11 protein-coding genes are annotated in these 14,957 nt (G+C 62.9%); 4 read left to right on the forward strand and 7 right to left on the reverse strand.

The genetic code is table 11. From position 1 onward, the window contains the following. Positions 1-74: 74 nt before the first annotated feature. The 7 genes from ACNA1V_RS13820 to ACNA1V_RS13850 form a co-directional block, all read right to left on the reverse strand. Positions 75-701, reverse strand: coding sequence for a type 4 pilus major pilin (locus ACNA1V_RS13820; protein WP_415834214.1), 627 nt, complete (start codon positions 699-701; stop codon positions 75-77). Between the two features lie 164 nt (positions 702-865). Next, positions 866-2,035, reverse strand: coding sequence for a hypothetical protein (locus ACNA1V_RS13825; protein WP_415834184.1), 1,170 nt, complete (start codon positions 2,033-2,035; stop codon positions 866-868). Further along, positions 2,028-3,863: an ATPase, T2SS/T4P/T4SS family gene (locus ACNA1V_RS13830; RefSeq protein ID WP_415834185.1), complete on the reverse strand. Its 1,836-nt coding sequence runs from the start codon at positions 3,861-3,863 to the stop codon at positions 2,028-2,030. Before ACNA1V_RS13830 ends, ACNA1V_RS13825 begins: the two co-directional genes overlap by 8 nt. Before the next feature lies 1 nt (position 3,864). Then, positions 3,865-4,437 (reverse strand): hypothetical protein, encoded by a 573-nt coding sequence (locus ACNA1V_RS13835; protein WP_415834186.1) that lies wholly within the window; start codon positions 4,435-4,437, stop codon positions 3,865-3,867. Beyond that, entirely contained in the window at positions 4,424-5,815 is a 1,392-nt protein-coding gene (locus tag ACNA1V_RS13840; protein WP_415834187.1) for a hypothetical protein, read from the reverse strand. The genes ACNA1V_RS13835 and ACNA1V_RS13840 overlap by 14 nt, the downstream gene beginning before the upstream one ends. Positions 5,816-5,831: 16 nt before the next feature. After that, complete coding sequence (locus tag ACNA1V_RS13845; RefSeq protein ID WP_415834188.1) at positions 5,832-7,460, reverse strand: hypothetical protein; 1,629 nt, start codon at positions 7,458-7,460, stop codon at positions 5,832-5,834. Next, positions 7,457-8,308 (reverse strand): TrbG/VirB9 family P-type conjugative transfer protein, encoded by an 852-nt coding sequence (locus ACNA1V_RS13850; protein WP_415834189.1) that lies wholly within the window; start codon positions 8,306-8,308, stop codon positions 7,457-7,459. Before ACNA1V_RS13850 ends, ACNA1V_RS13845 begins: the two co-directional genes overlap by 4 nt. Positions 8,309-8,697: 389 nt before the next feature. Here ACNA1V_RS13850 and acnA point away from each other — a divergent pair, with 389 nt between their 5' ends. From acnA to efp, 4 genes are all read left to right on the forward strand, one after another. Next, positions 8,698-11,400, forward strand: coding sequence for an aconitate hydratase AcnA (gene acnA, locus ACNA1V_RS13855; protein ID WP_415834190.1), 2,703 nt, complete (start codon positions 8,698-8,700; stop codon positions 11,398-11,400). 467 nt (positions 11,401-11,867) lie between these two features. After that, positions 11,868-13,073: a DUF2863 family protein gene (locus ACNA1V_RS13860; protein WP_415834191.1), complete on the forward strand. Its 1,206-nt coding sequence runs from the start codon at positions 11,868-11,870 to the stop codon at positions 13,071-13,073. Between the two features lie 49 nt (positions 13,074-13,122). After that, positions 13,123-14,256 (forward strand): elongation factor P maturation arginine rhamnosyltransferase EarP, encoded by a 1,134-nt coding sequence (gene earP / locus ACNA1V_RS13865; protein WP_415834192.1) that lies wholly within the window; start codon positions 13,123-13,125, stop codon positions 14,254-14,256. Between the two features lie 110 nt (positions 14,257-14,366). Further along, positions 14,367-14,924 carry an elongation factor P gene (gene efp / locus ACNA1V_RS13870; protein ID WP_415834193.1) on the forward strand — a complete coding sequence of 186 codons (558 nt, stop codon included), beginning with the start codon at positions 14,367-14,369 and terminating at the stop codon, positions 14,922-14,924. Positions 14,925-14,957: the final 33 nt, after the last annotated feature.

Raw genomic sequence — 14,957 nt, forward strand, 5'->3', positions numbered from 1 at the left:
GGTGCGAACAGCGGGCCGAGAATAGGCTTGAACCTCATGCCGTCCTGGGCCCGGTCGCACCTCGAACCCGCGGCTCATTGCACCACGAACACAAAGCTGTTGACGTCCCCTGCCTGGCAGAGCGCTTCCGCACGTAGCGGGTTGTAAATGACGGGCGGACTGGCCGTCGCATTTTTTACTTCGCCACTGGTTTTCCCGCTGGCGACCGTGATGACGCTGGCGGCCTGCTGCAAGATCGACACCAGGCCTGGGCACGCCGCATGGCTGACATCATTGAGACTGAGCTGGAAGGCGCTGCCATTACCGGCACTTCCCAGGCTTGCCGGAGCGATCGTGACTGTGCCGCTGGTCTTCGCCCCGCTGCCACCCAGGCCATGTTTGACGACGCCTGTCGCGCCTTCGCCCGAGACACGCACGACGCCGGTGTCCTTCAAGGCATTGACCAGAACGCTGTTATTGACCCCGGCATAGGGCAGATCCGTGATGCCGCTTGCTCCGACTCGCATACGCACCATGAAACGCAGCAGTTCATCGCCGACTTTCGGCACCTTGTTTTCCGTAATGTAGTTGCCGATCATGGGTACCGCGACCATCGAGAGCAGCAGGATGATGGCGCCCACAATGGAAATTTCAATCAAGGAAAATCCACGCTGAAACCTCAGCCTGGCCGAGCCGGAGCGACCGCGCCGGTCTCGGATCATTGCGCCCGTCCGGCGAATCGGGAACGAGGAAGATAAAGAGGACGTCGCGGAGTGTGAGAAAAACGATGTCAGCATGAAAGTTCCTTATTACGGCCCAAGGTAGGAAAAAACGACACGCCCGGCCCGGCCCCCTGAGCCGGATGGTGCGCACCGGAAATCAGAGATCAGGACGCTCCTGCAGCGTGATAGTTGGCTAGCGCACGCCGTAGATCGTCTATCACCATGTAATGCCAGAACAGCAACGACAGGACGCCGCCCGCAGCCGCCAGCAGCAAGACCCAGCGCCAAAAATGCGCCCGTGCCAGTACCCGCGCCGCCACCTGCGTTTCCAGCTTGGCCTGGATCTGCGCCATGCCGCCATCCAGCCCGCCGGCCTCCAGCATGTCGTCCAGCATCCAGCGCGTTTCCCGTTCGAACAGGCCGGTTGCGAATATCCCGCCTATCGGCGCAGCACTGGCCAAGACCTCATTCATACGTTCGACGTGCCATTGCAGCCAGGCAGGCAAGGCACTCCAGAGCAATTCCAGCTGATCGCGCATCGGCATCACCATCCCCGCCCTGGGACGCAACAACACTTGCAGCAATGCCAGGAATCTCACGGCATGAAAATCCCGGTGCAGACGCCAGGGCGCCAAATGATCCAATGCCAGACGCAAACGCCCGCTTGCTTCGGTAAAGCTGAGAGGCAGCAGAATCGCCAACCCCAGACCGGGCACCGCCAGCCAGGGACCGATTTGTGTCAATCCATCGGCAAAGGCAAACAAGGTACGGGCCGCCTGGCCGTGATAGAGCGGCGGCATATGGCCGAACATGGCGGCCAAATGTGGGGCCGTCCAGACTGGCACTGCCAACACCATGGCCAGCAGAACCAGGCAAGCCAGCAGCGCAACCGCCAGGGTTTGCTGCACACTGGCGCGAACTTTCATCACCAGCGCAACGGCTTGCGCCAGATCCTGCAGTGTCTGGCGCAAGGCGTCCGAACCGGCATGCTGGGCAACACGCAACAACCGCAGCTCCGTTGCTGGAAACACCCCTTGCCATAGCTGTTCGAGGTCACCGCCTTGCTGGGCGCAACGCTGCGCCCACTGCTGGCTCAACCAGCCACGCGCCTCCCATGCGCCATAACGTCGGGCATCATCTTCGAACAATCCCCGCAGCGTCCGCCCGCCCCCCTGCCCCAGACGCCCGGCCAGATAGGCGTAATAGGCCGCACGGCGCCTGCGCATGCTCCCGGCAGCCAACCGCCGCCAGACCCATTGCAAGCCGCTCCCCAAACCCTGCGGCCCCCTCTGGCTCTTCCAGCGGCGGATTCGATCAATGAAGCGTTCAGACATGGCATTTTCCGTCGGGCAACAGCGTGTCAAAAGCCTGGAAGGCAGACTCGATATCCCGCGGGTCCAGCCACCCCTGCCATGCCTTGTACATGGCACATTCCATGGCGGTTTTGCCCCGCATGCCAGCATTCGTCAGGCCCGCTTGCCGGCTGGCACGCCACTTCCTGACTGCGGCCTGGACATCACGTCGGCGCAAACTGTCGAGAAAACCCGGAGTCTGTTCAGGGACGATGATTTCCGCCGCCACCGTGCGCCCCGACCAGCCATTGAGTTGTGGCAATGCCGGCTGCCGGCAGGCTTCGCAACCCGCCAGGCAACGAATCCTCAGGGTGTCTTTGACCTGCTTCGTTTCCAGGCCATAACACTGCGCCAGACCGGCAATCCAGGCAGACCAGTATCTGCCGTCGCGCCAGCTGCCGTCGGCGGCGACCCCGCCCGATTCCAGGGCGGCCAAGGGTCGGGCGCAGTTTGGGCACAACAAGGGCAACAGACTTTGATAGACCAGCAGCTTCAATACACCCGGCGCCGCCAGAAAGTCGCGGGAGACGCCAATGAAATCCGAGGCCAAACGCTCTGGAATCAGCGCTGCTGCGCCAGCATGCACCGTGGTGTAGAGACTCATGCCGGAACCGGCAAGATCCATGAATGCCCGCCCTGTTTCCCCGTCCCGCACCTCGCCTATCATCAAGTCATTCATTGCGCTGCGCTTCAAGGTGCGCAACTTGATTCCGAAGACACTGTGATCCTCGCCATCCAAACGGCGGCCCAGGGTATTCTGCAACGCGTTCGGAATCAGATACTCCACCGGATCCTCAAGCGTGACGACCTTGCGCCCCTCCGGCAGGGAGTGAATCAGACTGGCCAGCGTGGTGGACTTGCCTGAGCCGACCACTCCGGCAAAGACGATGGCGCCGCCTTGAGACAAACGCGCCCGCTCCAGGCATGCCACCTGCTCCGGGAGATAGCCCAGCTCAGCCAGGCCGGGCAAGGGACCGTTGGCCTCCAGGCGCAGTACTCGCAGGCACACCGAAGGGCCGGCATCCGTGGCCAGCGACGCCCAGCGCAGCATGACGGCCTGCCCGTCGCGCTCATGCCAAATGCTGCCTTGCTGCTCAGTCGTCGGATCAAAGACCGCGCCATTGCCGCCCCGCACATCCATCCAGGCCACCGAGAGCATATCGAGCAGCATGGCGCTGGAGAGCTGCTGATAGACCTTGGGGGACACGTAGCGGCCGGTCACCGTAAAGAACACATCGGACATCGAACGCCGGCTTTCCACATTGATATGGATATCGCTGGCCTCATGCGCCAGCGCCCAATCCACCATCTGATGAAAGACCGTCAGCAGCCCGGATTTCCTGGGATCCCCCAGCAAGTGCCGCCGGCGCGACAGAGCGCCTGCATCAATCTGGCCGCGCGCCAAGGCCAGCAACAAAGGCAAGGACAATGTCCAGACCGGGCAACCGTGCAGACGGTAGGCCCGCCGCTGCAATTGCCGGAGGCACTCGATAACGCTATCGCTGCCCGCCTCCTCTGCGCAGGCGAACACCGCCACGCTGCCGTCCTCAAACTGCACCGGACACAGACGCGCAGCCATGGCATCAGCGCCGATCTCTGCCGCCAGCGTCCGGCGAAATGCGGGTTGCAGCCGGGCCAGTTCATCCCGGCCATCCAGCACCCTGGGCAACACCGGCACCATTGCCTGCGCAGTATCCGGCTGCGCCTGCACGCCGGCTGGCGCATGCAGCGGCGATGCCACGGCCGATCGTCCTGGCAGCTTCCCGCGTCCAAGAAGCATGTGCGGCACGCGCAGGTTCAGAAAAGCCATATCACCGTTCCTCCTGGATGTTTTCCCGCCAGCAGATATCCGTCCGGACGCCGGCGCGGCGCAGGCCCACACACTGGCCATAAATGGCAATCAACTGATAATCTGCCGCCCGCTGGGGCCGCAGACGCCCTGCCCGGTCGGTCGCCAGCACATAACGGCTGCCCGCAATTTCCAGCTCAGCGGCCTTGTACGGGCCGCTGCCATAAATGGCGCTCAAACGCGGCTTGGCCGCTTCACCGTACTGGCCACCTGACGCTGCCAAGGCGCCCGGATGCACACCCTCCGGCCCAGCAGCCACAGCGGCATCCTCTGCTTTTGATCGCCGCCCTGTCATGTCCGCCCTGCCGGCGATGTCCGCTTGCGCACGTTCAGCACGCCAGGCCCTGCTGCTTTCCTGATTCAGCCAATCCCGCATCTGCACGCCATCCAGCCAGCCTTTTTCTTCCTCGACGGCCGCGCTGTCCACCAGCGTAGAGGGACTGCCAGATGCTTCTGCCAGGCTGCTGCCAGCCCAAGCCACGCAGCCTGCCCCCAAGAGCAGGCGCCACGGCCATCCCAGATCAGTTCTTGCCATAGATCACTCCCTGCAGATGTGCCACCAGCCGCGACTCTCTTTCGGCTGTCGCAGCGGCGGGCGGTTTGATCTCTATCGTCAGTTGTTCCCAGGACACCGGCCAATGAATGTCCTGCAACAGCGGCAGCCCGCGCAGGGCGCCTGTCAGCGAAAGACGACGTTCAAGCAGCACGGGCAGATGCGGCAGTGCCGGCAATGGCAGGCCATCCGTGCCCATGGGTTCGGACAAGGCCACCGTTTGCGCCTGCCCCAGGGATATCTGCTCAAATACCGGCGCCTGCCGTTGCAGCAAGGCCACCGGACCGCGCAACAAAGCGTGTTGCGAGGGCAAACGCCGCCAATCCAGAAGCTTTCCACCAGCAATTTGCCAGGTCGTACGCGCCTGGTCGAAGCCCTCGTATTCGACCTGCCAATCGGCCGGCCAGCGATGTGAGAGATCATTGTTGTCCGCCACGCGAACCGCGCGCCGATAGCGCGCCGCACAACGCCAACCTGCCATATTGGCGCGGCATTCTGCCTGTTCCAACCCCCACCCCTGACGCCTGAGCGGCAATACGGCAACCCCCTGCAGCAATCCGCGCAACGCAGCACTGTCATGGACACGACGTACCGCGGCGTAGTCGTCATAGACACCGTGCCAGGCGCGTTCCCTATCCAGACCGGCATTGTCTTTGTGAACCGGCGATTCCATCAGTGGCGCCACTCCAGCCTGCCAACCCACCACCAGCACGCCGGTCATTGCTGCCCACCATGGCCAGCGCACGGCAGCTGGCACACGCTGCAGGCGAGCGACGGCCCAGACCGCCGGGCCAGCCTCTGCCGCAACCGCCAGAAAAGCCTCAACGGTGTCGCCCAACTGAGCTTCGCGCAAGGTGGGGTAGCGCTGCTGCAAGACCTGCAGCGCTTGCGCCGCTTCGTCCACGGTTGGGTACCAGACATCCGTACCGGCAATGACCGCACCGTCATGCACGGCCAGCAACCAGATGCCGCGCGTCCCGCCGTCCAGGCACAGCGCAAAAGTGCCTTGGCCGCACAACTGGGCAGCAAGCAGCGCTGCCGCATAGCGTGGCCGCAAGCGCATCTCTGTGCGGCGCCAGCGTGCGCAGGCAACACTGGCCGCCACTTCGCCGCGCCAGGCATAATGTGTCGCCCTGAGGCCGCGCGCCCGCTGTATGGCCTGCCTGGCGAGCTGGCTGCCCAGCAAGGGGCGCCAGTTCATCCCAAATACCAGGCAGCACGGCCCGCCCTGGACACCACCAGTCGTGCAAAGACTGATCATGCCGCTGCCTTCTTCGACCCAGCGCGCCTCCCGGTGCGTCTCTGTCCGCATCTCATGGCGCGCTGGCAAGACTGCGTCCGGGGTTTGCAAAGTGCGCATGTCATGCCCCTGCATGTCATACCCCCTCTTCCTGCTGGGCGGACACCAGCAGCAAGGACGTCCGGCGTCGTTGGGCGGCCTGATCCCGGCCTCCGGCTATCAATGGCCAACCCGGCGCTACGCGCCGCGAGGCGGATTCATCCTCATTGCGTTCAAAGCCGGAGATCACGACAACCTGCCCGGGCTGCAGCGCAACCTGTTGCACCGCGCCATTCCCTTCGACCGTAATCTGTTGAATCTGCACCTGCTGCCCGGCTTCGCCGAAAGTGATGCTTTTCAGCGGTTGGGCAACGCTGTTGTCATAAGCAATCGACAGCAATATCTGTCCATCTGCCTGTGCATCCGGCAATAGCGTCAGAAACACGCCTACCGTTGCTTCCTTCTGGCTGATGGAAACGGATGGCAGCGCAACAGTCGCACTGCCGCTGGCCGCCGGGATAGCTGTCGTTTGCACCTCGTCGATATAGGAAAAAGTGCGGCGCACGGCATGGGTAACGGGACGGCGATTCAAGGTGTAGATCGGGACACGCGTATGCCGCACCACTTTGCCGACACGCTTGACCGCATCAATAATCGCCTGCGAACCCTGGAACCCACCGCGTTGAATGCCCGCTTCCGATAGCCCGCTGCCCTCAGCGGCAGCGACGCCTCCCGGCATGGCCGCGCGCAACAGTGCTCCGCCCCCGCCATACAAGAGCGTCCAATCCACGCCCTGCTGGTGCTCATCATCCAGCTCCAGGGTCACTTCCTCGAACACCAGCTTGATCCTGCGTGTCAGGGCGCGATTCTCCTGATCCAGAAAACGAGCCACTCGATCCAGCGCTTCCGGGGTATCCGTGACAACAATGGACTGCCCGCCGCCAGATACCGCCGCCAGCGTCCCGGCCCGCGTCAACATAGGCTCGATTCTTGCCTTCAACGCCGCCATGGCATCTTCGCCGCGCAATGCCAGGGTCGTTTCCGCCGTGCTGCTGAAACCGCCAGCCTCGCTGCTGGAGGCTCTGCCCAGCCGGACGTCGGCCCCGGCATCCAGCGTCAACAAGCGAACATCGAACACCCGGCTTTCCGTGCGATAGAAAACGATGGCGCCATCCGCATAGCGCCAGGACAGATTAAGCCGGTGCGCCAGTGCATCCAGCAATTGCGGCAAGGGCAGCGGGCCCTTGGGCAGCTCCGGCGCCAGTTCCGTCTCTTGCGCCGCACGTGCCTCCACCCCCAGGCGTGGCAGGAAGGCATCAGCGGGCAACAAGGCCTCAGGCGAAACCCGTACCGGTATGCCGGTTGCGCGATAGATGCGCTCCCCTAGCAGGGTAAGGCTGCCGCGCCCTGGCGTGAATAACAGGGTTGTGTCGATTTCGCCTCGCAGGGCTGGCGGCAGGATGGCATCGCGAGCCAGCGGCTGGGCCGGCCCAGCCAGCCAGGGTTTGTCAACCAGCTGTGCCGCCTGCCGTGCGGCGGGATCGAAAGGCTCATGAAAAGCGGCCGTGTGGCGCGCCTGGCTGGCTTCGGCACGATCCGCTGCAGCACTCGCCTGTTGCAAGGCAGGCGCCATGGAGCAGCCTGCGCCGCTCGCGGCCAGGCACAGCGCCAGCGACCACGGCAACCTCCGGCCCAGCCCGCGCGTCTCCTTCTCGTGCGCCATCATGCTGCACCTCCACCCTGTGAGGAATGGCGGTCGCACGCTTGCGTCCATGCCACGACACGCAAGACACGATTGCTATAGAAGCATGGCTGCAGAGGCTGGCCGGACAGCTCGGTCGCAGCCAGCAATTGGCGTACCGCCTGTACGAAATCATTGCCGAATTCGGCATTGCCAGCCAAAGGCACATCCATATCGACATCCCAATGCCAGGGATCGAAAGTCCAACCCGCCCGGCTCGCCCATTGGCCCAGCACACGGCGCATATTGCCGTCCCGCGTGCTGGCGGCGTAACCTGCCTGCCCCAACTCGCCCGCAGCCGTGCCTGCTTCCCTTACGCCGTGCGTTGCCGGCAAGAGCGTTTCGGCGGCTGCCTGACTGACTGGCGCTTGCCTGCTGCTGCTCCCGGCGACCAAAGGTGCTGCCACACTTTCAACCACGGCTGACACATCTGCCGTCGCGGTTTCCAGCAGCGCCTGCTCCTTGCCCAACCCGGCCCTGGCCGTGCCTGCATATTGCGCCCGCGCCTGCCGGTTGCCGCCCCGAAATACCAAGGCTGGCCAGACCCCCTGCACTCGCAGATATGGGCCAGCCGTGTCATAGGCAGCCAGGCGCTCTCCGTGCCGGTCTGCGACGAAGATGGCAGGCAAGGTCTGCTGCGGTGGAAACTGCAGCCAGGTATCCTGGCCATCATCAAACACCTGCAAGGGGGCCAGATCACGCTGCCCGGATAACCGCCAGGCAAAGTCATAGCGGCTGGCCGCCACGGCACCGGGCCACGGTTTGTGTGCTGGCACCGGCGGCAGGGGCGCTGCGCAAGCGCCCAGATATAACGGCGCCAGTAAGATCGGCACGCCCAAAGGCAACCGTCTCGGTGTTCGTTGCGTTCTCATCGAAGATCCGGCCCCATGATTCTGGCTGTTGGAATGGCACCATCATGGCACTGCGAATCAGTCTCAAAAAGATCGGCTTATACCCATTTCAGCCAGGCGCAGGATTACCGATGACTAAGGCTGCCGTCTGCGCTAGACTGGCTGCATCCGCAGTTCAACGCCGCGGGTTTTCTTCGCCTGCGGCAGCCGAATATGGAAGTTTCGGCCCCTGGGCCGGGCTTTCCTTGCCACGACCAGGCAGCGTGCCTTGCACTTGCCTGGATGACCGCGCCATCTTCATGTACGGCAAGCATGAATGGCAGCAGATTCGTGGCCTTCCCTGATTTCAGGATAGAACCAAGGAGTCCAACATGCCGCACAACACATTCAATACCCTGCATGAATTCACCGTCGGCCAGCGCCACGGCAAGTTCTACTCTCTGCCCGCCCTGGGCCGAGCGCTCGGTATTGATATCCAACGCCTGCCTATTTCCATCCGCATCGTGCTGGAATCCGTCCTGCGCAACTGCGACGGCAAAAAGATCACCGAAGAGCACGTTCGCCAGCTGGCGAACTGGCAACCCAATGCCAAGCGCGAAGAAGAAATTCCCTTTGTGCTGGCACGTGTGGTGCTGCAGGACTTCACCGGTGTGCCGCTGCTGGCCGATCTGGCCGCCATGCGCGATGTCGCTCAATCCATGGGGGCCAATCCCAAGCGCATCGAACCGTTGGTTCCCGTGGATCTCGTGGTGGATCACTCCGTCATGATCGACTACTACGGCACGCCGGAAGCGCTCGACCTGAACATGAAGCTGGAATTCCACCGCAACAAGGAACGCTACCAGTTCATGAAGTGGGGTATGCAGGCCTTTGATACCTTCGGTGTCGTGCCACCAGGATTTGGCATCGTCCACCAGGTCAATCTGGAGTATCTGGCACGCGGCGTACACCGTTCTGCCGAAGATGTTTATTACCCGGATACCCTGGTCGGCACCGACAGCCATACCACCATGATCAACGGTATCGGTGTCGTGGGCTGGGGCGTGGGCGGTATCGAGGCGGAAGCCGGCATGCTGGGACAGCCCATGTATTTCCTGACCCCTGATGTGGTTGGCGTGGAGCTCAAGGGCAAGCTGCGCGAAGGCGTGACGGCAACCGATCTGGTGCTGACCATTACGGAAATGCTGCGGCGTGAAAAAGTCGTCGGCAAATTTGTTGAGTTCTGTGGCGAGGGCACGGCCAGCCTGGCCGTGCCCGACCGCGCCACTATCGGCAACATGGCCCCGGAATACGGCGCCACCATGGGCTTTTTCCCGGTGGACGACCGCACCATTGATTACTTCGTCGGCACCGGACGAACAGAAGAGGAAATTGCCGCGCTCAAGGCGTATTTCCAGGCACAGGAAATGTATGGCGTGCCCGCTGCCAGCGACATCACCTACAGCAAACTGCTGACGCTGGATCTGAACACGGTCGTGCCATCGCTGGCCGGCCCCAAGCGCCCGCAGGATCGCATTGAATTGCCCAAGGTGGCGGCCACTTTTACCGATCTGTACTCCAAGCCCGTTGCGGAAAACGGTTTTTCCCAACCGGCCGGCAAGCTCAACGAGCCCTTTGTCACCAGCACCGGCACGACGCTGCACAATGGCGACGTCCTGATCGCTGCCATCACATCCTGTACCAACACATCCAACCCCAGCGTCCTGCTTGCTGCGGGCCTGCTGGCAAAAAAGGCGGTGGAAGCTGGCTTGCATGTCGCCCCCCATATCAAGACGTCGCTGGCGCCCGGCTCCCGGGTCGTCACGGGCTATCTGCAGAAAACCGGCCTGCTGCCCTATCTGGAAAAACTGGGCTTCAACGTCGCTGCCTACGGCTGTACGACCTGTATCGGCAATGCCGGTGACCTGACGGCAGATATCAACGAAGCCATTGTCGCCAATGATCTGGTCTGTGCCGCCGTGCTATCCGGCAACCGTAACTTCGAAGCGCGCATCCACCCGAATATCAAGGCGAATTTCCTGGCTTCCCCGCCGCTGGTCGTCGCTTATGCCCTGGCAGGCAACGTCATGGTGGATCTCGCCACGCAGCCGCTGGGCACCAGCAGCACCGGCCAACCGGTTTACCTGCGCGACATCTGGCCCGGCAGTGAAGAAATCAACGCACTACTGCGCTTTGCCTTGAATCCGGAAGCCTTCCGCGCCAACTATTCACAGATCCGCAGCGACCCCGGCGTTCTGTGGCAACGCATCGAAGGCGCGACCGGCGACGTTTACGATTGGCCAACCTCTACCTACATCGCGCAGCCGCCCTTCTTCGAGAACTTCGGCATGACGCCCGCGCCCATGCCTCAGGTGCGCGGTGCACGCGCTCTGGGCATATTCGGAGACTCCGTCACCACTGATCACATCTCCCCCGCGGGTGCCATCAAGGAAACGTCGCCTGCCGGCCGCTGGCTGATTGCCCACGGCGTCAGCAAGGGAGACTTCAACAGTTACGGCTCGCGCCGCGGTAATCACGAAATCATGATGCGCGGCACTTTCGCCAACGTGCGCATCAAGAATCTCATGATTCCGCCGCGCCCGGACGGCACCCGCTTCGAAGGCGGCGAAACGCTGTTCCAGCCTGGCGGCGAGCAGCTCTCCATTTACGATGCCGCCATGCGGTACATCAGTGAGGGGGTTTCCACCGTGGTGTTCGGCGGCGAAGAGTACGGCACGGGTTCTTCGCGCGACTGGGCCGCCAAGGGCACGCAGCTGCTGGGAGTAAAAGCCGTCATCGCCCGCTCGTTCGAACGTATCCACCGCAGCAACCTGGTCGGCATGGGCGTGCTGCCCCTGCAATTCAAGGGCGGTGATAGCGTTCAGTCCCTGGGAATTACCGGCCGTGAAACCTACGATATTGAAGGCCTGGAAGACGGTATCCAGCCGCAACAGGATGTCACGCTGGTGATCCACCGCGAAAACGGCGATATCGACCGGGTTCCGGTGCTGCTGCGTATCGACACCCCTATCGAGGTGGATTACTACAACCACGGTGGCATCCTGCCCTTCGTGCTGCGCGAACTGCTGCACTGACCGGCCTGCCTGGACCCACGCCTGCGCGGGGCTGCCCCCTCTGGCAGCCCCGTGCCAGCCCGGACCCTTTGCAGGAGCCAGGCAAGCAGGGGTCAGCTTGGATGCCCTGCCGGCACGCCCGGGCATCCCTGCTCCGATGTCGCGACAGGGCGGCCCGGGCGTCTTTTCATGCCTGACGGCAACAAGACGCGGACATGCACCGGGCAAGCGCCGGACATGCGCTTTAGCGGGCCTGCCTGCCAGGCCGCGCCCAGTCCCGCTACAATCCCTGCTTCACGGCTTGTTCGCTGTTCGTCCATGCCGGCCTGTCTTGGCTTGCCACACCAAGCCAAGACGGCTGCCGGAACGAACCCGGGCACCAGCCACGACTTCGAGTTACAAGCTCCCCGCCCGGCCTGTATGGCGTATGGCGGGGCCTGCGCTTTGGCGCATGGTCACACGCAGATTATCGGCCTGATTCCTCACACATGTTCCCCACCCAACGCTCATCCCAACGCCCCTCTCGCGATGCCGCCCGCCTTGTTTCCCTCGCTACGGCATTGGGGCAATCAGGCTGCCGCACGGAAGACCGCTACTGGGAAAAACAGTTGGAAGCGCTGCTGGGGCGCCTGCTGCGCACCGGCAACGATGCCGCGCTGGAAAATGCGCTGGAGCATCTCTTGCAGAACGACCAGAATGCCTACGGGCTGTTGGTCGAACTGATTGAAACCCTGTCGGAATCCACGACCCTCACACAGGACGAGCAACGCTATGACGTTGTTCTCATTACCGCCCCGGTGCTGGCCTGGACCCGCTTCCAGATTCCGCATGGTGCCATTCCTGCTCGCCAACTGGAGGCCCTGTCGGCACAAATGAGCGGACATATTCTGGCAGGCAAGGCAAAACTGGCGCTCTATCCCCATCTGATCGGCGTCGATCAGTTGCCGCGCAGTTTCTCGGAGACCTGGCAGTGGCTGCACGCCCTGGGCAATCAGGCGCTGGGTAAACGGGCCACCCGCCTGCCGGGCCGGCCGGATGTCGAAGTCCCGCCCATGCTGGCCGATACGCGCTATTTGATCGGCGCCGTGGCCGTCCCGGAAGGCGAAGCGCTGTTCGCCTGGCAGGAAACGGCCAGCGAGACCCCCGCCAGCCGCGAAAGCAGCCAGGCCGCCTGGGCGGAACAGGCAGGCCCCAGTTTTGCCGCACTGCTGCCTGGATGCGCCGTGGAAATCATGCTGCCAGACGCCTACTACGTCAGCAACCGCGATTCAGACAAGCACATCCGGCCCTTGGCACTGACTGCAGCCGTGAATTGGCTGCATACCTCTGTCGGCCTGGAAACCGGACAGTTGCGCGCCGTGATCTGCCGCTGCAGCGCCGGCGGCCCGGAGGAATTCCGCATCAGCCTGGGCGTACGTGACAGCAATGATGTCTATTACGGCTGCATCTGGCCGATTTTCGGCCGTGATGAAGAAGTTGATGGCGATGCCACAGACCTCTACCAGGCCATGCTGGATCAGATTTCCGCGCACCTCAATGGACTGGGTGTGCATGAGATCCGACGGCTGCCCGGCGTCTTTCCGCCTGAGAATTGCGACGACTGCGGCGGCCCGCTTTTCCCCAATGCCGTTGGAGAAATGGTGCACGCCGAGCTACCCGAAGATTTGGATATCACCCCCGGTACCTTCCACTGAAGCTCCGTGGCGAAAGGGGCGGCCACCCGCTCCTGCGCCCACGCCCCCTATGACAACCGCCACTGCACCACGCTCTGCCGATCTGTTCTGCCGCGTCATCGACAACTACGGCGACATCGGCGTTTGCTTGCGTCTGGCACGCAGCCTTTCCCGCCATCATGGCTGGCATATCCGCCTGTGGCTGGATGCCCCCGACGCTTTGGCCAGGCTGGAGCCCTCGGCCACGCTTCATCATGGCCTGGGCCACTTCGAGGGAATGGAACTGGTGCACTGGACCCAGACCCCGCCAGACTTGCGGCCACTGGATGTCTGCATCGAAGCCTTCGCCTGTGACCCGCCGGCCACCTATCTCGCCCGGCTAGACCCCAGATACAACCTCTGGCTGAACCTGGAATATTTAAGCGCCGAAGACTGGGTCACCGGTTGTCATCTGTTGCCCTCGCTGCAAGCCAACGGCGTCCCCAAGTATTTTTTCTTTCCCGGCTTCCTGCCTGGCACTGGCGGCCTGCTGCGCGAGCCCGGCTTGCTGGCGGCACGCGACGCCTGGCAGGCTGACCGCACCCAGGCAACAGGGCTGCTGCACACGCTGGGATTGCCCGCAGATGCCCTGGCGCATTGGCAGGCATCCGATAGCCGCCTGATCAATCTGTTCTGTTATCCCCATGCACCGCTGGATGCGCTGATCCAGGCCCTGGCCCATGCGCCGCGCCCGACGCTGATGCTGGTTCCGGACGGCGTCGCACCAGCCTTGCAGGCAGGACGATACGGACATCTACAGATCGCCCGCCACGCCTTCGTGCGTCAGGCGGCCTTCGACCGCCTGCTCTGGAGCGCAGACCTCAATCTGGTTCGAGGCGAAGACTCCCTGGTGCGCGCCACCTGGGCAGGACGCCCCTTACTCTGGCATATTTATCCGCAAGCCGACGCCGCCCACCTGGAAAAGTTGCAAGCCTGGCTGTCCTGCGGCAGCCTGCCCGCCGCCGTGCAGTGCGCCTTCGCCGACTGGAACGGCGCACCATCCAGCTCCGCTCGCACCGCCACCTCCTGGTCAAGCTTGCTGGATGGCCCGGTCTGGCAAGACTGGCAAATCCAAGCCCGCCACGATAGCGCGCAACTGGCGCAGCAGCCTGATCTAAGCAGCCAGCTTGTCAACTTCTGCCGGGATCGGCTTGCCCCGCACTGAACATGGTAGAATGGCGAGCTTTGTCAAGTCGCGCCTGTTCGTGTCCCGTCCCGGCCTTCCGAGCGCGACCGGCCAGCACCTTTGCTGAAAATACCCGGAGTTTTTAAATCATGAAGACCGCACAGGAACTGCGCGTGGGCAACGTGGTCATGGTGGGCAGCGAGCCCCTCGTGGTCCAGAAAGCCGAATACAACAAGTCTGGCCGCAACGCCGCGGTCGTGAAACTGAAGTTCAAGAATCTGCTCACCGGCTCGGGCAGCGAACTGGTTTACAAGGCTGACGAAAAGTTTGAAGTTGTCTTGCTGGAGCGCAAGGAGTGCACCTACTCCTACTTCGCCGACCCGATGTACGTCTTCATGGATGAAGAGTACAACCAGTACGAAGTCGAAGCCGACAGCATGGGCGATGCCCTGCACTACCTGGAAGAAGGCATGCAGGTCGAAGTCGTTTTCTACGACGGCCGCGCCATCTCCGTGGAACTGCCCACCATTGTCGTGCGTGAAATCAGCTACACCGAACCGGCTGTCCGTGGCGACACCTCGGGCAAGGTGCTCAAGCCTGCCAAGACCACGACCGGCTTCGATATCAACGTGCCGCTGTTCTGCGAAATCGGCGACAAGATTGAAATCGACACCCGTACGGGCGAGTACCGCAGCCGCGTGATGTAATCTCGCGCACTCAGGGATGCCGCCTCTGCGCAT

It is taken from the genome of Kerstersia similis (assembly GCF_965139615.1).
Classification (GTDB): Bacteria; Pseudomonadota; Gammaproteobacteria; order Burkholderiales; family Burkholderiaceae_B; genus Kerstersia; species Kerstersia similis.